At 43.3% G+C, this 19,138-nt stretch carries 17 protein-coding genes; 9 read left to right on the top strand and 8 right to left on the bottom strand.

Translation table 11 applies throughout. The annotated features are described in order from the left end of the window. Positions 1 to 118: 118 nt before the first annotated feature. Together B6A27_RS11280 and B6A27_RS11275 are read right to left on the bottom strand one after the other, a co-directional pair. Positions 119 to 412, bottom strand: coding sequence for a spore coat protein (locus B6A27_RS11280; RefSeq protein ID WP_044745491.1), 294 nt, complete (start codon positions 410 to 412; stop codon positions 119 to 121). 23 nt (positions 413 to 435) lie between these two features. After that, positions 436 to 621 carry a spore coat protein gene (locus B6A27_RS11275; protein WP_044745463.1) on the bottom strand — a complete coding sequence of 62 codons (186 nt, stop codon included), beginning with the start codon at positions 619 to 621 and terminating at the stop codon, positions 436 to 438. 164 nt (positions 622 to 785) lie between these two features. Between B6A27_RS11275 and B6A27_RS18830 the strand changes: the two genes are divergently transcribed. Next, on the top strand, positions 786 to 926 hold the full coding sequence (locus B6A27_RS18830) for a hypothetical protein (protein WP_172798639.1): 141 nt from the start codon (positions 786 to 788) through the stop codon (positions 924 to 926). A gap of 16 nt (positions 927 to 942) precedes the next feature. Here B6A27_RS18830 and B6A27_RS11270 read toward each other — a convergent pair whose 3' ends face one another. Then, complete coding sequence (locus B6A27_RS11270; protein WP_044745462.1) at positions 943 to 1,302, bottom strand: hypothetical protein; 360 nt, start codon at positions 1,300 to 1,302, stop codon at positions 943 to 945. 490 nt (positions 1,303 to 1,792) lie between these two features. Between B6A27_RS11270 and B6A27_RS11265 the strand changes: the two genes are divergently transcribed. The 3 genes from B6A27_RS11265 (at position 1,793) to B6A27_RS11255 (ending at position 3,347) form a co-directional block, all read left to right on the top strand. After that, positions 1,793 to 2,116: an ArsR/SmtB family transcription factor gene (locus tag B6A27_RS11265; RefSeq protein ID WP_044745461.1), complete on the top strand. Its 324-nt coding sequence runs from the start codon at positions 1,793 to 1,795 to the stop codon at positions 2,114 to 2,116. Positions 2,117 to 2,119: 3 nt separating this feature from the next. Then, the gene (locus B6A27_RS11260) at positions 2,120 to 2,509 is read left to right on the top strand and encodes an SRPBCC family protein (RefSeq protein ID WP_044745460.1); all 390 of its coding nucleotides are present in this window, start codon (positions 2,120 to 2,122) and stop codon (positions 2,507 to 2,509) included. Between the two features lie 205 nt (positions 2,510 to 2,714). Then, positions 2,715 to 3,347: a YdeI/OmpD-associated family protein gene (locus B6A27_RS11255; RefSeq protein ID WP_044745459.1), complete on the top strand. Its 633-nt coding sequence runs from the start codon at positions 2,715 to 2,717 to the stop codon at positions 3,345 to 3,347. Positions 3,348 to 3,964: 617 nt separating this feature from the next. Here the strand turns inward: B6A27_RS11255 and B6A27_RS11250 are convergent. Then, entirely contained in the window at positions 3,965 to 4,942 is a 978-nt protein-coding gene (locus B6A27_RS11250; protein WP_044745458.1) for a LacI family DNA-binding transcriptional regulator, read from the bottom strand. A gap of 87 nt (positions 4,943 to 5,029) precedes the next feature. On the opposite strand from B6A27_RS11250, the gene B6A27_RS19245 reads away from it, so the two are divergent. Continuing rightward, positions 5,030 to 5,152 carry a hypothetical protein gene (locus B6A27_RS19245; RefSeq protein ID WP_255357496.1) on the top strand — a complete coding sequence of 41 codons (123 nt, stop codon included), beginning with the start codon at positions 5,030 to 5,032 and terminating at the stop codon, positions 5,150 to 5,152. Between the two features lie 164 nt (positions 5,153 to 5,316). On the opposite strand, the gene B6A27_RS11245 is transcribed toward B6A27_RS19245, so the two are convergent. Beyond that, entirely contained in the window at positions 5,317 to 6,243 is a 927-nt protein-coding gene (locus B6A27_RS11245; protein ID WP_044745457.1) for a bifunctional helix-turn-helix transcriptional regulator/GNAT family N-acetyltransferase, read from the bottom strand. Positions 6,244 to 6,737: 494 nt separating this feature from the next. Here B6A27_RS11245 and B6A27_RS11240 point away from each other — a divergent pair, with 494 nt between their 5' ends. The 3 genes from B6A27_RS11240 (at position 6,738) to B6A27_RS11230 (ending at position 11,033) form a co-directional block, all read left to right on the top strand. Further along, positions 6,738 to 7,760: a LacI family DNA-binding transcriptional regulator gene (locus tag B6A27_RS11240; RefSeq protein ID WP_080862174.1), complete on the top strand. Its 1,023-nt coding sequence runs from the start codon at positions 6,738 to 6,740 to the stop codon at positions 7,758 to 7,760. A 268-nt stretch (positions 7,761 to 8,028) separates the two neighbouring features. Continuing rightward, complete coding sequence (locus B6A27_RS11235; RefSeq protein WP_080862173.1) at positions 8,029 to 9,579, top strand: gluconokinase; 1,551 nt, start codon at positions 8,029 to 8,031, stop codon at positions 9,577 to 9,579. 104 nt (positions 9,580 to 9,683) lie between these two features. Then, positions 9,684 to 11,033, top strand: coding sequence for a GntP family permease (locus B6A27_RS11230; RefSeq protein WP_080862172.1), 1,350 nt, complete (start codon positions 9,684 to 9,686; stop codon positions 11,031 to 11,033). A gap of 91 nt (positions 11,034 to 11,124) precedes the next feature. Here the strand turns inward: B6A27_RS11230 and B6A27_RS11225 are convergent, their stop codons facing one another. The 3 genes from B6A27_RS11225 to gltC all read right to left on the bottom strand — a co-directional run bounded on the left by B6A27_RS11225 (position 11,125) and on the right by gltC (position 14,418). Next, a complete protein-coding gene (locus B6A27_RS11225; protein WP_080862171.1) occupies positions 11,125 to 12,504 on the bottom strand; it encodes an amino acid permease in 1,380 nt (459 codons plus the stop codon). 805 nt (positions 12,505 to 13,309) lie between these two features. Beyond that, complete coding sequence (locus B6A27_RS18665) at positions 13,310 to 13,465, bottom strand: hypothetical protein (RefSeq protein ID WP_161491043.1); 156 nt, start codon at positions 13,463 to 13,465, stop codon at positions 13,310 to 13,312. A 50-nt stretch (positions 13,466 to 13,515) separates the two neighbouring features. Beyond that, positions 13,516 to 14,418, bottom strand: a complete 903-nt coding sequence (gene gltC, locus B6A27_RS11220) for a glutamate biosynthesis transcriptional regulator GltC (RefSeq protein WP_066147528.1) — start codon at positions 14,416 to 14,418, stop codon at positions 13,516 to 13,518. 132 nt (positions 14,419 to 14,550) lie between these two features. Between gltC and gltB the strand changes: the two genes are divergently transcribed. Continuing rightward, positions 14,551 to 19,113 (top strand): glutamate synthase large subunit, encoded by a 4,563-nt coding sequence (gene gltB / locus B6A27_RS11215; RefSeq protein ID WP_080862170.1) that lies wholly within the window; start codon positions 14,551 to 14,553, stop codon positions 19,111 to 19,113. Positions 19,114 to 19,138: the final 25 nt, after the last annotated feature.

Genomic DNA, 19,138 nt, shown 5'->3' with positions numbered 1-19,138 from the left:
TCTTCCGTTGGCGCCGAATGGATTTATCTGGGGATTTTATGAACAGAAGGGCATGGGGATGACAAGATAGAACAACTAAACTCATCAGGATTCAGCGTTTAACTGAATCCTGATGAGTTTATTGCAGTTGATTCGCTTGTGTGATTTGCTGGGTCACTTGCATGTCAACACGCAACTGTTCTTGAACATTTATTGGATGGTAATAGCCTTTATTAATCGTATATTGACTCACTTTTTCGTGAAATTGAATGGCATCATTTAAATGTTGTTTAAGGATGTTGCGCACCTCGGGAGTATCGGATTCTGTAATGGCTACTGCGTAGCTTTTAATTCCATTCTTTATGCTAATAAGAAGATCGATGGCGATTAATTGATCATTTAAAGGCTGAGAGCCACCAGTTGGTTGTTGCATCATCTACATCACCTCTTTTGGCGTTAGGATAGAAGAGATTGTAAATCAACGATTTGTTGTTGGGTTGTTTCAATATCTTGGCGAATTAATGATTGAAGCTCAGGATCTGTGGCCATCGTCTGCATCACCTTACTTTTTGCAAGACAGACGTTTTTCAACATAAGAAGCTCATGAAGCTCCAAAATTTCATGAACACCTGTTGCTCTCATCTCTTTCACCACCTTCCGAAACCTATTGTGTGCATGGTGAACATGTATATTAGCGTAATTTTTTCAAAAATAAAAGGCGCTTTCACCAAGAGAATGGGGAGCAGTTTACACGCAAAAAAATTCCCGTGTGCTCACGCTAATAATGGGCAAAGGGGGATTTGGAGATGGACGAAACGTGTTTTTATTGCCAAAGCGAATGCGCTGACCAAGTTCATTATGTATCCTTCTATACAGCGGATGAAGAACAAGAAAAAGCGTTGTGTGCCGAATGTTATCAAGAATGGCTGCAAGGCATTAAAGGTTGAAACAAGCCGCATCACGTTATGGCCGGGATGCGGCTTGTTGCGTGAGCGGCGGAACGTGGATGACTCGGTACAGGTCGCCTTGTTCGTCATAAGAACGATACACGATCGGCGCCTTTAAGGGGCGGCACACGGAAAGAAATAAAATGTGTTCTTCGTTTGTCCCCTTTTTTCTCGCTTCCATCGAGAACGAGACGTGCTTGAGATGAAGCGAATAAAAGCGGTACGTCAGACCGAGCCATGTTTGTTCCGTGACAGACGTGTCAGGATGACAGCGTATAAAATGCGCAATATCCGCAAACGACCGCTCTTCTTGTTCGAACCAATCTTCAATAGCGTTGGCCGCTTGCTTAATCCAATGTTTCCAATTCTCTAGCATCCCATTCACCTTATTCATTTATATTGTTATCGGTTAGTATGCTCGGAACTGCCGCATCTATACGGGGGAATTGTTGAGTTTTCTATGTCGAGTATTCATAATTGTTAAGGTTTGAATCCGGGGAGCTTTTAGCTGTATACAAATTGTATTGCAGGTGAATCATCATAATTATATTTAGAAGAAAAGCCTGTGCTGTAAAAAGAAGGGGCGCTCTTTTTTTCACTTGATGATCCAATCGTAAGGGTGACATCTAAGTATTTCAGGGTCAGAGGTTATTCCGTAATTTCGACGATCACCTCTTTTTGGTTCTGAAATAACGTGCTAATTCATAATGAAATTTTCAAGCCGAATTGTTAAGCAGCCATTATGCGTTTGGCAACACGTTCCTCACTCGAATTTTTACAGAATATATAAAACTCATTGACTTGACACCAATTAGTGTCGTATAATAATGACACTAATTGGTGTCTAATTGATAAGGAGGAGGCCATTGGTAAAGAAAACTCTGAAACGCGACGTTTTTGTAGCTATCGCTGATCCGACAAGGCGCAAATTGTTGCGCCTATTGGCAGATAAGGAAGAGTTGCCGCTTTATGAATTAACCGCTCATTTTCAAATGGGGCGTACAGCTGTTTCTAAACACCTGTCTATTCTAAAAGAAGCTGATTTAGTGATCGATCGAAAAGTTGGCAGAGAAACAAGGTATCGAATCAATGCAACTCCATTAAAGGAAATTAAAGATTGGGTATCTTATTATGAGAAATTTTGGAATGATAAAATGGCTATTTTAAGACAGTTATTAGAGGAGGAATAAATAATGGCACATCTATCATTAGAGTTTCAATTCGAAAGTTCAATCGAAAAGGTGTGGCACGCCTTAACAAATTCGGACATGCTTGCAAAATGGGTTATGGAAAATGATTTTAAACCTATCGTAGGACATAAATGTCAGTTTCGAAATGAACAAATAAACTTAGTGGTGAATTGCGAAGTGTTAGTAGTGGAGGAGCCTTATAAGTTGTCTTACACATGGGTAGGCGGCCCGATCAATACGGTTGTCACATGGACATTAAAACAAGAAGGCGATATCACCTATTTACATCTTGAACAAACAGGATTCGAACAAGAAGATTATGCATTTAAAGGTGCAAAATATGGTTGGACAGACAAGGTCAACGAACTGAAGAAAGCGTTAGAGGAAGTGTAAGGAAAAACGTAAATTTGTTTTATTAAGTGTCTCAAGAGAACACCGGGAGAAAAACGATTCGAATATACTTAGTCTTAGCCGTTCTTTTATTCAAAAAAACAGGATAAGCCGGAACAATGGAAAACTGCTATACTGCAGGGCCGAGATCGATGGTGCATTCTATTTTGACTCAATGTCTCAAAAGTAAATTTATGAGGGGAATCTAATGAAAAAAAATCCAATGAATCCTAAAGTTGATCAATATTTAACTGAGGGCTGTGGACGCTGTCCGCTAGTGAGTACTCCAGATTGTAAAGTAAACAAATGGCCGAAAGAATTAGAAGAATTACGAACAATTGTTCTTGGGTGCGGATTGACAGAAGAAGTGAAATGGGGGATTCCCTGTTACACATTCCAAAAGAGCAATGTTGTGACAATCAGTGCTTTTAATGAATACTGTGCACTTAGTTTTTTCAAAGGTGCCTTGTTAAAAGATGACCATCATATTCTAGAAAAACCTGGGGAGAATACGCAGGCTGCACGACGGATTCGTTTTACAAATATTCAAGAAATAGCTGAGCTTGAACCTGTATTGAAGGCATATATTAACGAAGCGATTGAAATTGAAAAAGCAGGCTTGAAAGTGGATTTTAAAAAGAATCCAGAACCGATTCCTGAAGAGCTTCAAAAAAAATTCGATGAAATTCCAGCCTTAAAAACAGCTTTTGGATCATTGACCCCGGGGCGACAAAGAGCTTACATCCTTTATTTTTCTGGGGCCAAACAATCCAAAACTCGAGAATCAAGAATTGAAAAGTATATACAGCACATCCTTAATGGAAAAGGATTAAATGATTAGTATATTCACGCTTCCATTCAATAAACTCATTATTAAAAAGCTGTTCCAAGGCGACAGAAAAATTCATAACGCTTTTCGCAATATTTGAATAACAAAAAGCATTCTATATGGAATGCTTTTTGTCTTGATTATAGAATCATGTCCCATTAACCGAATTTTCTGAAAAATAAGCTGAAACGCGGCTTCATCTTCTGTAACTTGCGAGAAAAAGTATAGAAGTTGACTGGGAATTTGTCAAAAAGGGAAACAAAAGAATTGATTAATTTTTCTCTATCAAGGAGTTGTATAGGAAAATGACTGTACAAATCAAAAAATGCAACCTTGAAGATTTGCGATTGCTCCAAGAGATCAGCATTGAAACATTTTACGATACATTTAACACCATCCCCCCAAGAAGTCTCCCTCCTCTAAACAGAGTGGAGGTGGGGGAGGTTCATAGCTGAAAGTGTAAGTTGAAGCAAAGAGCTCATTGTGATACTCCCTTTCATATCATCCATAATCCGCTATGCTCGTTGAACCATAACGTAAAAGAATCAAGAGAGAATAAGCAAGCCCAAGACCACCCAAAGCGGATTCCAGATGGTTACGTTTATAAGGAGGCGCTGCTGAACGCTATTCTACACCGAGAACCGTTCGATAAGGCGGACAGGCAATTGCTCATTTTGGTTGGTCGTTGTTTTGCCGATGAAACAGTCATGTATGAGTTGGAACGCTTTTTGCCCCATCGATAACAACGGCAAGTCCACTGTGGTGATGCCGAGCGCTTCAGCGATCGGATGATTGTCAAAACTGACAATCGCCAAGTTTTCTGGTACCTGCAAACCATTTTTTTGCCCCCATAACACGATTCCAGCTGCCACTTGATCGCTTGCGACAAGCAGCGCAGTCGGCTTGTCTTCCATCGAAAGAAGTGCCTTGACAACGCGCGCCCCGTCCGCGATTTCGAGACAACGATCAAAAATCCATTCTTCTCTTGGAACTGTATCGATATTTTGTAAGGCATCCCGATAAGCAGCGTCTCGCCGTTCACTATTTGTGCCTGACGTCCGGCCGATACAATAGCCAATTTTTCGATGTCCCTTTGCAATCAAATAGTTCATCCCCAACATAAATGCCTCATAATGATCGATGGACACGGACGACATTTCGCAGCCCGTGGTATCTTCGCATAAGATGATCGGACCGTCTTCTTGATACAGCTTAAGCATCTCCCAACTAATTGTGCGGGAACAAATAATCAGTCCATCGACTTGTTTCACTCGCAGCATCTCAAGTGCTTCCAGTTCCTTTTGCACGTCATAATTCGTCTGAAATAGAAGAAGATGATAACCGTGGCGGAGCGCCTCTTGTGAAATACCGTCCACAATTGAACTGAAGTATGGGTGGTTGACATACGGCAGAATCACGCCGATAATCGATGTTTTTCCTTTGGCTAAATGAACAGCATTGATATTTTTTGTATAGTTTAACTTCTCGACCGCTTTCCAGACCGCTTGCCGTTTTTCTTCCTTTACATAAGGATAATGATTTAATACACGCGATACCGTAGCGACAGAAACTCCTGCTAGTTTAGCGATTTCTCGAATGTTTGCCATTGTCTTCCCTTCCCTCAAAAAAACTATTGCATTGAAACGCATTTCATAAATTATTGTCATTTTAACCATAGCATAAAGGAGGAAATCATGTTGCTAGGATTTTTGTTTTATATCGTTTTATGTGCTGTAGAGCTAGCCGGCGCGCACTTAGCCTTACGAGAAGCACCCAAACAAGAAGAGGAAGATCCTTTTCATGCGTTTTTCCGCTAAACAAAGCGTTCCCTATCTTCTTTCAGGGAACGCTTTGTTTCTGATTTAGATGATAAAAAAGAAAACGGAAGCAGGAGGAGAAACAACATAGAACGTCTGCTTGATGAAAAATCCCTCTTTCATCGCTATGTTGCTGAGACGTAGGAGATCTCTTCGTCCATGTGTTAAAGCTCTAATTCCCAAGTCTCCCCGATCAGCTCATGGCCAAAGCTGTGATGCTTTTCTTCGGCTACAAGCGTAAATCCAAGTTTTTGATAAATATGTCTTGCAGCTATAAGAACGCTGTTGGTCCAAAGGACAAGCTTTTGGTACTCTTTTCGTTTAGCAAAGCGAATGCATTCTTGAACAAGATGTGTACCAAGCCCCAATCCGCGCGCCTGCGGATCAACTAAGAGCAAACGCAATTTGGCAATGGCGTCACTTTCGTGTACCACCATTACAGAACCGACAATGTCGCCGTTCATCTCGGCGATCCAGCACCGTTCTTTATCAGGATTATAATGGTTAATAAAATCGGCAACAATTTGAGCAACCAGCGCTTCAAACTGCTCATTCCATCCATACTCCTTCGCGTAGAGTGCCCCGTGCTTATGAACGATCCACCCCATATCGCCTGGCTCGTGTTGTCGTAAAAAGTACGGTCCAGAGAATTTAAACCTGCGATTTTTAGTAAGTATTCCTTCAATCGTTTGCATAGCGTGAATGAGCTGTTGCTGTTCAATATCTGATAATTCACTTAGGAATTCAGATACTTCATCATATGAACGTTGGTTGAGCAAGGAAAAAACCGCTTTTCCTTCTGAAGTAAGCTTTAAAATTCGTTGCCTTCCATCGGTTTCTGATCGCTCTTTATAAATAACTCCCTGTTCTTCTAATCGTGTTAAAATCCGGCTTAAATAGCCTGGATCTAATCCTAACTGCCTAGTCAAATCTGAGGCGGTGATTTGGCTATGATTAGCAATTTCAAATAATATTCTAGATTCTGTAAGGGAATAGGGGCTATGTAATAATCCTTCTTGTAATGCACCAATTTGTCTTGTGATAAACCGATTAAAATGACGGACAGCATTGATTCGTTCCTCAAAAATCATACGAGTGCCTCCTAATTTATTTGATTTTGTCAAATATTTTATTTGATTATATTGCTTTAGTCAATTATATATCTAAAAAACGGCCAGTCTATGTTCTGTTTGAGGCAAAAGCCTGATCTATCCAATCATTTAGTGAGATAGGTTCATCAAATAAAATAGATTAGACTTAAATGGTTTTTTATCGTATTCGACTTAGGAGACGTGTGATTGTTTCGGTTCATCGCCGGATGGTGTTCTATAAAAAATCGTTTTTTCGGTAATAGGGGGATCATTCGATTGATTGAAAAAAAGCAAAATCACGTATTCGCCTGACAAAGGTTTGTCTAATGCGCTCTGTCTGTATGAGTTTCTATACTCTGTATCTTCAGTTGGCGAAAAAGTAGTTGTAAAAGCGCTTTCAAATGATATATAATTTAACTAAACCGGTTTATAAAATAATTTGTTTGTTTGCTTGTTTACTAAATCGATTTAGTATCAGGAAAGTAGGGATATCCTTGCAAAAAATTACAATGGCCGACGTGGCGAAAGCAGCGAATGTTTCCAAAAGTACAGTTTCCCAGTATTTAAATAAGCGTTATGAATATATGAGTGAAGAGACGAAAAAACGTATTGCGCAAGCGATTGAAGAACTTGGCTATCAACCGAACTTTGTCGCACGGAGCCTAAAGCAAAAATCTACTTCTACGATCGGTGTCATTGTTTTTAATATTTTACATATGCTAACAACACAGGTGCTTCGGGCGATTGAAGACGTATGTCAAGAACGGGATTTTCATGTCATTGTATGCAACACCGATGATGATCCGGAGAAAGAAAAAAAGTATATTGAAATGCTAAGAGCCAAGCAGGTTGATGGATTAATTATTTTTCCGACAGGAAGAAACTATGAATGGTATGAAAAGATGGTCAATGAATCGTTTCCGCTTGTATTTGTCGATCGCACGGTTCCAGATCTGCCTGTGGATGCGGTTCTCTTGAATAACTATAAAGCAGCTAAACTTGCGGTGGATCATTTGGCTGATGTAGGATACGAACGGATTGGAATCGTAACCCCTCCGCTTGTATCGTATAACATTCCAAGAACGGAGAGGGTGGAAGGCTTTAAGCTAGCTGTAAAGGCGAGAGGACTACAGGTAATGGATGAGTACATCGTGAATCTGGAGATCCCTTGCATCAAGGAAGGGCTGACGAAGCTTTTTCGGTCTGGCTGTCCGCCACAAGCGTTGTTTGCGATTAATGATTTAACATTGATGGAGGTACTTCATTTTGTTCAAGAAAATCAGCTCCGCATTCCGTATGACATCGCTCTTATTAGCATTGACGATGTACCGTTTGCTTCCATTTATACCCCAACTTTAACGACAATTGCCCAACCAGCGTTTGAAATGGGAAGGAAAGCAGCGGAACGGTTGTTTCAAAAGATAGAGCGCAGCCATGAAGAAAAAGAGCCGCAAATTTTACGATTGGAGCCCGTGCTAAAAAAACGCCAGTCTGTGTCATGGCATTCAAACCTATGACAACCTGAGGACAAATGGAAGCAATCGAGTATGTGTGGGGCTGATCAGGCATTTTGATCTTAATATGGTTATTAACTTGTGATCCCACGAAGCAGTGGAAAAAATCTGTCATTCTATCATTGCTATGTGGATGTAACTTCACAGGCGAACATTTGCGTGATGGAGCTTCAACCGTTTTTGACGGTTGTTTTCCTTATACGGATGCATACAGATATTTTTAAACCAATCCATCTTATAGAGAACAGACAAGAAAAAGGAGCGGGTGACCGTGAACAACAGCAGAAATGTCGTCATCGGAGTCGATATTGGCACAACAAGTACAAAAGCGGTGGTGTTTGGCAAATTTAGCCAAGTCGTTTCATCCGCTTCATTTGATTATCCTATTATACAGCCGCATCCTGGCTGGGCAGAGCAGGATCCTGACCTCATTTTTTCTACCGTTGTCCGAAGTGTAAACGCTGCCATAAAAAAAGCGGGTATTCGGCCTGCTCAAGTTAAAGCTTTAGGATTTAGCGCGGCGATGCATTCGCTGATTGCCCTAGATGAACAAGGGATTCCTTTGACGCGCTGTTTAATCTGGGCAGATAATCGAAGCGCTGCGCAGTCGGAGAGGCTGTTGGATGAAATGAAAGGATTAGAGATTTATCAACGGACAGGAACGCCTGTCCATCCGATGTCTCCTTTGCCTAAATTGCTTTGGATGAAAGAAGAGCAGCCGCCATTATTTCGGCAGGCCCATAAATTTGTATCGATTAAGGAATATGTTATTTATCGGCTATATGAACAATACGTTGTAGATTATTCGACCGCCTCCGCAACCGGGCTTTTCCATCTTGACACATTGGACTGGGACGACGGTGTTCTACATTTGCTCGGAGTGACGAAACAGCATTTATCCCGCCCTGTTCCAGTAACTTATATTTTGCAAGGAATGAAAAAAGAATGGGCAGAACAAATGGGAGTAGACCAAGGAATCCCTGCCGTGATCGGGGCGAGTGACGGGGTACTTGCCAACGTTGGAGTAGGGGCCGTTTCTCCTGGAGAAGCGGCGATTACGATCGGGACAAGCGGTGCTGTACGTACGATTTCCTCTGTGCCAAAAACAGATTTAAGAGGGCGGACATTTTGTTATGCGCTGACCGATCATCATTGGATCGTCGGCGGGCCAACTAATAATGGAGGAATTTTGTTAAGATGGCTGCGCGATGAGTTTGGCGGTCAGGAACGAGAGGTGGCTAAAAAGCTGGGAATGGATCCATATGATCTTTTGACACAGTATGCCGAAACCGTCCCGGCAGGCTCAGAAGGGTTAGTATTTCTTCCGTTTCTCTCGGGAGAACGGGCGCCATATTGGAATGCGAAGGCGCGAGGAACCTTCTTTGGAATTAGTCTTCATCATAAGCGCGAGCATTTTATTCGTGCGGTGATGGAGGGCGTGTGTCTGAGCATCCTTTCTGTCGTTCTAGCCATCCGCGATGTGACCGGTTCGCTGTCGGAGATACGCGTATCAGGCGGGTTTGCAAAATCGGCATTTTGGCGGCAAATGCTCTCCGATATGCTGGGGAAAGAGCTGCTTGTTCCGGAAACGCACGAAGCGTCAGCGCTGGGAGCGGCGGTTATGGCGCTTTATGCGCTTGGCGACCTTTCGTCATTGGAAGAGGTTAAGCAGTGGGTTCATATTCAAGCGACCCATGTTCCGAACGAGAAAAATACAGCAGTTTATTTAGAGTTATTTGATTTATATGAGCGGTTGTACCAGCGATTGAAAGATGAATTTGACGCGCTTAGCGCATTTCAAGCAAAATATTCACGAAAATAGGATAGATGTTGACAACGATCGGATGATCAAACTCAAGCCGAATAGGTGCATTCTTTATGATTCATGAAAACTAAACCGATTTAGTTGAACAGGAGGATAAGGGGATGGGAATGGTTATTGTGATTGCGGCGATTGTCATTTTGCTTCTTTTAATTACTGTTGCAAAGCTTCATCCGTTTGTTGCGTTAATATTGACCGCAGTTGGTGTTGGTCTAGCGATGGGGATGCCCCTCATTGCTCCTTCCGATGAAGTGCCTGGTATTATCGATTCGATTAAAGCAGGGCTTGGCAACACTCTTGGATTTTTGGCAATTGTGTTAGCGCTTGGAACGATGCTCGGAAAAATGATGGCAGAGTCAGGAGGGGCAGAACGAATTGCCAAGACGCTCATTCAGCGCTTTGGACAAAAAAGAGTGCATTGGGCCATGATGGTTGTCGCTTTTTTAGTGGGGATTCCGGTATTTTTCCAAGTGGGATTTGTGCTATTAGTTCCGCTTGTATTTACGATTGCCATGGAAACGGGCATCTCGCTTATTACCGTTGGTGTTCCGCTTGTTGCGGGGTTATCGGTTGTACATGGGCTCGTTCCGCCGCACCCGGCTGCGATGGCTGCGGTTGGCATCTTTCAAGCAGATGTTGGCTTAACCATTTTGTACTCATTCATTGTTGGATTACCAACAGCCATTATTGCAGGGCCGTTGTTTGGAAAATGGATCGGTGCGCGTCTGCATAAGAAAGTGCCGGATGAAATGGCTGAGCAGTTGGTGCTGCATCATGAAGCGAAGGAACTTCCAAGCTTCGCAAACACCCTGTTTACGATTTTGCTGCCAGTTCTTTTAATGTTGATGGCCTCGATCGCCAATGTTGCCTTCGACCAGGAGACAGAAGCCGCGAGGGTGATCCGCTTTCTTGGCGACCCGATCGTTGCTTTATTGATTGCAACCGTTTACTCTTTCTTTAGCCTTGGATATGCACGCGGATGGAAGCGTGATAAAGTGTTAAAGCTAGCGAACGACTGCCTTGGTCCCGTGGCCAATATTTTGCTTGTCATTGGCGCTGGCGGAGCATTTAACAAGGTGCTGCTCGATTCGGGAATCGGCACACAAATTGCGGAAGCGGCTCAGCATTCGCATATTTCGCCGCTATTGCTAGGCTGGGGGATTGCGGCGCTTATTCGCATTGCCACAGGATCGGCTACAGTTTCCATGATGACTGCTGCCGGCATTGTGGCGCCGATTGCTTCCAGTATTCCAGGAACGAATATGGAGCTTCTTGTGCTGGCGACAGGCGCTGGCTCCCTCATTTTGTCACATGTCAATGACTCGGGATTCTGGATGATTAAGGAGTATTTTGGCATGACCGTCAAAGAGACGCTGATGACGTGGACAGCTCTTGAGACCATCATTTCGGTGGTAGCATTAGGATTGCTCGCATTATTAAATCTGATTGTTTAACCTACCTATAAACAAGCCGGACTCTAAAGGGAATGGCATAATGAAGAGGCCAGTCATTGACTGGCCTCTTGCTGTTCAAGTGGTTCATTTTTTAAAGATTGGCGGCCGAGCGGTCGTTTAGTTTGTTGGGCTGTTTCGTCTTTGCTTTGACTATAAAAGAGAATAAAATAAGCAGACAAAGCGTTACAAGGCAAACTACTGAACCGATCCAATTGTTTTGATTAAAAAGAAAAGAAATGAAAATGGAAGATAAAGACAATGCGGCAAAACTAGTTAAGTACGGGAATCCCTTGACATGAAATGCCGGGATTTGTTGATAACGAAACCGCAGCTTTAACTGGGCCAAGCAAATACCGATCCACAATAAAAGAACAGTAAATCCAGGAATGCTCATTAAATAACTGATAATTTGTCCGGGAGCGATATAAGCTAAAAATAAACCGATGATAATACAGATGGCTGCAATCGTGAGCCCAATAATGGGTACCCCTTGCTTATTTACTTTTAATAAAGCTTTTGGCGCTTCGCCGTTTTGTGCCATTGAATATAACATTCTCGAAGTTGCATATACTCCCGAGTTCGCCGCTGATAGAACAGCTGTCACTAAAACAAAGTTCATAATATGGGCCGCTCCTGGCAACCCGGTCATATCTAATACTTGGACAAATGGGCTGTTTTCGCCTGTCACTTTATCCCACGGCATTAAACCGCAAATAATAAGCATAGGGAGCATATAAAACAAAATCACTCGCCACATCGTTCCTTTCACTACTTTTGGCAGCACTTGTTCCGCATTTTTTGTTTCTGTCACGGCGACGCCGATTAACTCCGCACCGCCATATGAGAACATCACCACTAAGAGGGCACTTAGCACCCCTGTTATTCCGTGAGGGAAAAAGCCGCCGTGATCCGTGTAATGAGAGAGCGCATCGATTGTTTGTCCTGGGATGATGTTTGTTAACAGCAAACAGCCCAAAACAATAAAGGCGGTTAACGCCAAAATTTTAATGGCGGCAAACCAAAACTCAATTTCTCCATAATATTTCACTTGAACAAAGTTAATAGCGAAAATGAAGCTGGCGCAAAGCAAGCTTAAAAGCCATAGCGGAATGGCTGGAAACCAATATTGCAGAAAGCTGCCTGCTGCTAAAATTTCAACGATGATAACAATCGTCCAGTTGATCCAGTAGAGCCAGCCCGCAATAAAAGAGACATGAAAGCCAAACGCCTTATCTATCAGGTGCTGAACATTTGAGTTTGGATGGGCGATGGCCATTTCCGCTAATGCCGACATGACGATAAATAAAAGCAAGCCCCCTAATAAATAAGCAAAAACAACCCCAGGTCCCGCGATTGATAGCGTGTCTGAACTGCCTTTAAAGATGCCGGTGCCAATCATTCCAGCTAAAGCAATAAATTGGACATGCCTAGGCAGCAGTCCCCGCTTTAAGTCTTGCTGACGATTTTCCATGCTGTTCCTTCCTTTCTTCTCTTTTGCTGAAAAAATAAGCGATAGGTTCAAGAATTTTTTCTGGATCTTTAATACTTAAACGCTTTTATGCTTTTATGCGTTTAAGTAAAAAATATGTTACTAGAATATAATAGTTTGATTTGCTTTGTCAATAGAAGGATAGAGATACCAATGGTGCTAGTTGAACGTCACATGCAACCATATAAATCGGCATTAAAAAATGGACAGAAATGAAAAGCGACAATGAACCAAAAGCATCAGAGAAAATCGTGTGTGGATCCTGAGAATGAACGGACATCTATATAAAAATAAAATACGATAAAAGCAAGCATTTAAAAAACGGGAAGGTGGTTGGTTTTATATTATATATAGTAGCGGTGGCATGGATATGGAGTGCGACGGTTGTTTTCATCATGCGCAGGTGCAACGAAAAGGCAAGTGGCTGACTGGCCTTGCAATCGCGTTTTTTACAGATGGGATTCGTTCAAACTTTATATATTATATTTGCGCTTAGATCTTACATGTTGAAAAAATGTCATAACCACGGGCGGAATGGAAAGAATCTTTTATCTTTGTGGAGAAATAGAACTTTTCAGGTCAGGAGCTTGGAGGTTGTATCGATTTTTTTAGAGTCCGTTCGCTCCCTTTCCAAGTGTATGGAGGGCACCGTCATGAAAATAATGAGAAACGTAACCTTTGATATGAAGTTTGCCCCTTTTCAACGGTCAGAGGCTTTCTTCCGACCGTTGAAAAAATGGGGGTTCTGCTTTGGAATGGGTCTTCTTATAGGTGTGGTTAGGTTCGTTTACAGGCCTGATGGATGGGATGGATAGATCGAATCATCCATTGGTTTGCTTTGATTGTGTTCATCACGTTTTTTTAGGCTAGGAGAGCTTCCTAAAAATTTCATGATGACAACCGCTCCAGACAATAAAAGAACTGCTCCGATAAAAAGTTCCATTCTCAACACCTCCTTATGTTTATTATAGCATTTTTTGTAATTTTCTATCATTATTTATATCGCTCTAAAACGGAGAAAAATTGCTTCACAAACTCATAAAATACTTTCACAGATGGCGCCGGCTCGTGATAATCAGAAAGAATAATGCCCACATTTCGTTTGACGTCAGGCATGGAAATCGGAATTTTCACGGTAAAGCGCGGCATTGTATCATAAAATGTATTCTCAGGAAGCAGGGTGACGCCAATGCCGGCAGACACCAGCCCTTTAATGGCATCTAAATCTTCTCCCTCAGATGAGATGATTGGCGAAAATCCGGCCTGCTTACAAGCATCAAGCACAATTTTATGCAAAATGTAACCGGCTGGAAAAGTAACAAACGGCTCGTGGCGCAGCTCATTCAGCAGCAGGCTTTCTTTTTTAGCAAACCGGTGATTTTGCGGCAGCAGCACGGCAAAAGATTCAATAAATAAAATCTCTTTTTTGATTCCTTTTTCCTCGGTTGGGACAGGTCCGAGGAAGGCAAGATCGATCTCTCTTTTTTTTACGGCCTCAATTAAAAATCGATAAGATCCTTGACGCAAATGAAATTTTACGTTTGGATGCCGCTCTTTGAAGGCGGAGATCACCATTGGCATGGTGTGACTTGCCAGACTAGAAGGGAAGCCAATTTTAATCGTTCCTTGCTCTGGATCTAAATATTCATCGATTTGCTGCTTGGCATGGTCGACTGCTCGCAGAACCGTTTCAGCATGCGGAAGAAAGTAACGGCCAACCGGAGTAAGCCTCACATTTCTCCCGTCCCGTTCAAACAGTTGGACGCCGAGCTCAGCCTCTAAATTAGCGATTTGGCGGCTGATGGCGGATTGGGCGACATGAAGCACTTCAGCGGTTTCTGATACGTGTTCGCGCTTGGCGACTTCAACAAAGTATTTTAGCTGCCTTAGCTCCATTTTTGTTCTCTCCTTCTCATTTATCTCAAAATGAGATTGATTTAATCTGAATTATATATTGTTTATATCATTTTTGGAAACTAAAATTACAATAACAGACTTTATCGGTAAAAGGAATGGGGGAGAAGACAAATGAAACATTACGGATTACCGCAAGCACAAGGTCTCTACCGTCCTGAATTTGAACATGACGCGTGTGGCATCGGCTTATATGCCCATCTTAAAGGAAAGCCGTCCCATGATATTATAAAAAAAGGACTTCATATGCTGCGCCAGCTTGAGCATCGCGGCGGGCAAGGAAGCGATCCAGAAACAGGAGACGGCGCCGGCATTATGGTACAAATTCCGCACGATTATTTTCGACAGGTTTGTGGGAAAATGCGTCTTCCCGAAAAAGGGAGATACGGTGTTGGGATGGTATTTTTGCCGGAAAACGAGCAGGAGCGGATCGATTATGAACATAAAATTAATGAGATCATTCAAAATGAAGGACAAACATTATTAGGATGGCGGACGGTACCCGTGGATATCAGAAAACTCGGAAAACAGGCTGGGCAGACAAAGCCGTACATCCGCCAAGTATTTATTGAAGCGAGCCGTGATCTTGTCGATCAGCTTGCTTTTGAAAGAAAGCTGTATATCATACGCAAGCAAGCGGAAAAGCTGATTTCTGACAGCGAATTTTATTTTGCTAGCTTATCGAGCCGCACCATTGTTTATAAAGGCTTGTTAACTCCGGATCAGCTTGATGAGTTCTATGTTGACCTTCAAGACGAACGGTTTCAATCGGCCTTTGCCCTTGTGCATTCTCGCTTCAGCACCAATACGTTCCCAAGCTGGGAAAGAGCCCATCCAAACCGTTATTTGATTCATAATGGTGAGATTAACACGTTGCGCGGGAATATCAATTGGATGGCAGCGCGAGAAAAGCAATTTGTCTCCGAGCTTTTTGGCGATGATTTAGCGAAAATCACTCCGATTTTAGATATGAATGGCAGCGATTCGTCCATTTTAGATAACGCATTTGAATTTTTTGTTCTAGCGGGCAAAAAGCCGGCACACGCGGCGATGATGCTGATTCCAGAGCCGTGGTTTTGGGATCATGAGATGGATGACGAGAAAAAAGCATTTTATGAATATCATAGCTGTTTAATGGAGCCGTGGGATGGACCTACCGCCATTGTGTTTACAGACGGGAAACAGATTGGGGCGATTTTGGATCGCAATGGGTTGAGACCAGCCCGTTATTATGTCACAAAAGATGATTACATCGTGCTTTCGTCAGAAGTAGGAGTGATTGAATTAGAGCCGGAAAACATTTTGTATAAAGATCGTCTGAGCCCAGGAAAAATGCTGTTAATCGATTTGGAAGAGGGAAGAATTATTTCCAATGAGGAGGTCAAAGCAGAAATTGCCAAAGAACAGCCGTATCGGCAATGGCTTCAAGAACAGTTGATATCGTTGGAAGATTTGCCAATTCCAGAGCAAATGGAGCAGATGGAGGAGCTGGTTGTCAAGCAGAAGGCGTTTGGCTACACACACGAAGATGTGGAAAAGACGATTTTCACAATGGTCAAAGATGGGAAGGACCCTGTCGGAGCCATGGGGAATGACACGCCGCTTGCGGTGTTATCAGATCAGCCGCAAAGCTTGTTTAACTACTTTAAGCAGTTGTTTGCGCAAGTGACAAATCCGCCGATCGATTCGCTTCGTGAATACATCGTCACCTCCACGATGACACTCCTCGGAAAAGAAGGAAATATTCTTCATCCGGATGCATCAGCGGCCCGCCGCATCCGCTTAGACTCTCCGATTCTTTTGAATGAAGAGCTTGCTGCGCTTAAAGCAAATCCGTACCCAGAGTTTCGCTGTGCTGTGCTGCCGTCATTATTCACAGATCATTTGAAACATGCACTCGATCAGCTTTGTGAAGCAGCAGATGCTGCTATAAGGGAAGGGAAAACGCTTCTTATTCTCTCTGATCGCGGCATGGATGAGCAGCATATCGCTATTCCGCCGCTTTTGGCGGTGAGTGCGCTTCATCAGCATTTAATTCGCAAAGGAACGCGCACGAATGCAAGCATTATCGTCGAATGCGGGGAGGCGCGAGAGGTTCATCATTTTGCGGCCTTGATCGGATATGGGGCTGATGCAGTGAATCCTTATTTGGCATTCGAAACGATTCGCGACGCGATCCAAAAAGAAGTGCTGTCTTATTCTTACGAGGATGCGGTGAGTAAATATAAAAAAGCAGCGACAGATGGCGTAGTCAAAGTTATGTCAAAAATGGGGATTTCGACGGTGCAAAGTTATCGAGGAGCACAAATTTTTGAAGCGGTCGGCATCGGCGAAGAGGTGATAAACCAGTATTTTACTGGAACCGCCTCACAAATCGGTGGAATTGGGCTTAATGAGATTGCATTAGAAGCGAAATTGCGCCATGAGAGAGCATTCCAGTCAACGGAACGGGAAGCGACACTGGATTCGGGCAGCGAGTTCCAGTGGCGAAGAAACGGCGAGCATCATGCGTTTAATCCAAAGACGATTCATACGCTTCAATGGGCTTGCCGAAAAAATGACTATCAGCTCTTTAAGGAATATAGCAAAATGGCAAATGAAGAACGCATGACATTTTTGCGAAATTTGTTCGAATTTGATAAAACAAGAAAACCGGTTCCAATCGAAGAAGTAGAGCCGGTAGAGTCGATTGTGCGCCGCTTTAAAACAGGAGCGATGTCCTATGGCTCATTGAGCCAGGAAGCTCATGAAGCGCTGGCGATCGCGATGAACCGCATTGGCGGGAAAAGCAATAGCGGTGAAGGCGGAGAGGACCCAAGCCGATACGTTTCTGATGAAAACGGCGATCTTCGCAAAAGCGCCATTAAGCAAATCGCTTCAGGCCGTTTTGGGGTGAAAAGCCATTACTTAGTTCATGCGGATGAACTGCAAATCAAAATGGCACAAGGAGCAAAGCCCGGTGAAGGAGGACAACTGCCAGGAAACAAAGTGTATCCTTGGATCGGCAAGGTTCGCGGTTCTACGCCAGGAGTTGAGCTAATCTCTCCACCTCCGCATCATGATATTTATTCAATCGAAGACTTAGCTCAGCTTATTTACGACTTGAAAAACACGAATCGAGAAGCGCGTATTAGCGTCAAACTTGTTTCGAAGGCTGGAGTGGGAACGATTGCGGCAGGTGTAGCTAAAGGGGCGGCCGATGTCATTGTTATTAGCGGCTATGATGGCGGTACAGGAGCGTCGCCGAAAACAAGTATTAAGCATGCGGGTCTTCCTTGGGAGCTGGGGCTTGCTGAAACGCATCAAACGCTCATGTTAAATGGTCTGCGCGACCGCGTTGTTTTGGAAACAGACGGCAAGCTGATGACAGGTCGCGATGTGGTGATGGCTGCTCTTTTCGGTGCTGAAGAATTTGGATTTGCTACAGCGCCGTTGGTGGTTCTCGGCTGTGTCATGATGAGAGTCTGTCATTTAGATACATGTCCGGTTGGGGTAGCTACGCAAAATCCGGAACTGCGCGAAAAATTCATGGGAAAACCAGAACATGTTGTGAATTTTATGTATTTCATCGCTCAAGAAGTAAGAGAAATGATGGCAGAGCTCGGTTTTCGGACCATCGATGAAATGGTTGGACGCGTCGATGTATTAAAAGTGAGCGAACGTATGAAGCAGCATTGGAAATCCAAGCATCTTGATCTATCTCGATTGCTCTATCAAGTGGACGGACCGCGTACTTTTGCGCGACCGCAATATCATAAAATCGAAGAGTCGCTTGATTGGCATGAGCTGTTGCCGGTTGCCGTTCCATCGATAGAGAATGGGGAGCCAGTAGAGAAGCATCTTTCCATCCGAAATATCCATCGCACAGTTGGAGCGATTGTCGGTAGCGAAATATCGAAGCGCTATGGCGAAGAAGGGCTTCCTGAAGATACTATACGTTTCCATTTTTATGGATCTGCTGGCCAAAGCTTTGCGGCATTTGTGCCAACAGGAATGACAATGACCTTGACCGGTGACGCCAATGACTATATTGGAAAAGGGCTTTCTGGAGGAAAAGTGATTGTCCTTCCGCCAGAGGAAGCCGCTTTCTCTTCGGGTGATAACGTTATAGTCGGGAATGTCGCGTTTTATGGGGCCACTAGCGGCGAAGCCTATATTCGCGGACGGGCAGGAGAGCGATTCTGCGTAAGAAATAGCGGCGTGAATGCGGTTGTCGAAGGAATCGGCGATCATGGCTGTGAATATATGACAGGAGGGCGTGTTGTTATCCTAGGGGCCGTCGGTAAAAATTTTGCGGCGGGAATGTCTGGCGGTATCGCCTATGTATTGGCCGATCACGCAGAACAATTTATGCGTACAGCGAACAACGAAATGGTATTGTTTGAGAAGCTGGAAAACGAAGAAGAAATCAAGCGGGTACGAGAAATGATGACGAAGCATTATCAATATACCGGCAGTCCAAGAGCCGCTCATGTATTGGCTCATTGGGAAGAATTTGTCGCGAAATTTATCAAAGTCATCCCGAAAAACTACAAATTAATGATAGAAACAATCGAAGAAATGGAACGTTCAGGTCTCTCGAAGGAAAAAGCACTTTTAACGGCATTCGAAGTGGTGGCAAAGCAAAAAAAGTCGATTGACATTCAGCATGCAAATTTAGAGGCGATCGCAAAATAGGCGATAGCCTCTGCACAGCGGAAAA

The sequence above is a fragment of the Anoxybacillus sp. UARK-01 genome, from assembly GCF_002075365.1.
In the GTDB taxonomy this organism is placed as follows: Bacteria; Bacillota; Bacilli; order Bacillales; family Anoxybacillaceae; genus Anoxybacteroides; species Anoxybacteroides rupiense.
Note: the sequence above shows the minus strand (reverse complement) of the source record. Positions and strands in the feature narration are given on the sequence as shown.

Excerpts from the sequence above, each read along its gene's own strand:
- B6A27_RS11280 (WP_044745491.1), bottom strand. The coding sequence starts at position 412 with ATGCAACAACCAACTGGTGGCTCTCAGCCTTTAAATGATCAATTAATC.
- B6A27_RS11275 (WP_044745463.1), bottom strand. The coding sequence starts at position 621 with ATGAGAGCAACAGGTGTTCATGAAATTTTGGAGCTTCATGAGCTTCTT.
- B6A27_RS18830 (WP_172798639.1), top strand. The coding sequence starts at position 786 with ATGGACGAAACGTGTTTTTATTGCCAAAGCGAATGCGCTGACCAAGTT.
- B6A27_RS11270 (WP_044745462.1), bottom strand. The coding sequence starts at position 1,302 with ATGCTAGAGAATTGGAAACATTGGATTAAGCAAGCGGCCAACGCTATT.
- B6A27_RS11260 (WP_044745460.1), top strand. The coding sequence starts at position 2,120 with ATGGCACATCTATCATTAGAGTTTCAATTCGAAAGTTCAATCGAAAAG.
- B6A27_RS11255 (WP_044745459.1), top strand. The coding sequence starts at position 2,715 with ATGAAAAAAAATCCAATGAATCCTAAAGTTGATCAATATTTAACTGAG.
- B6A27_RS11250 (WP_044745458.1), bottom strand. The coding sequence starts at position 4,942 with ATGGCAAACATTCGAGAAATCGCTAAACTAGCAGGAGTTTCTGTCGCT.
- B6A27_RS19245 (WP_255357496.1), top strand. The coding sequence starts at position 5,030 with ATGTTGCTAGGATTTTTGTTTTATATCGTTTTATGTGCTGTAGAGCTA.
- B6A27_RS11245 (WP_044745457.1), bottom strand. The coding sequence starts at position 6,243 with ATGATTTTTGAGGAACGAATCAATGCTGTCCGTCATTTTAATCGGTTT.
- B6A27_RS11230 (WP_080862172.1), top strand. The coding sequence starts at position 9,684 with ATGGGAATGGTTATTGTGATTGCGGCGATTGTCATTTTGCTTCTTTTA.
- B6A27_RS11225 (WP_080862171.1), bottom strand. The coding sequence starts at position 12,504 with ATGGAAAATCGTCAGCAAGACTTAAAGCGGGGACTGCTGCCTAGGCAT.
- B6A27_RS18665 (WP_161491043.1), bottom strand. The coding sequence starts at position 13,465 with ATGGAACTTTTTATCGGAGCAGTTCTTTTATTGTCTGGAGCGGTTGTC.
- gltC (WP_066147528.1), bottom strand. The coding sequence starts at position 14,418 with ATGGAGCTAAGGCAGCTAAAATACTTTGTTGAAGTCGCCAAGCGCGAA.
- gltB (WP_080862170.1), top strand. The coding sequence starts at position 14,551 with ATGAAACATTACGGATTACCGCAAGCACAAGGTCTCTACCGTCCTGAA.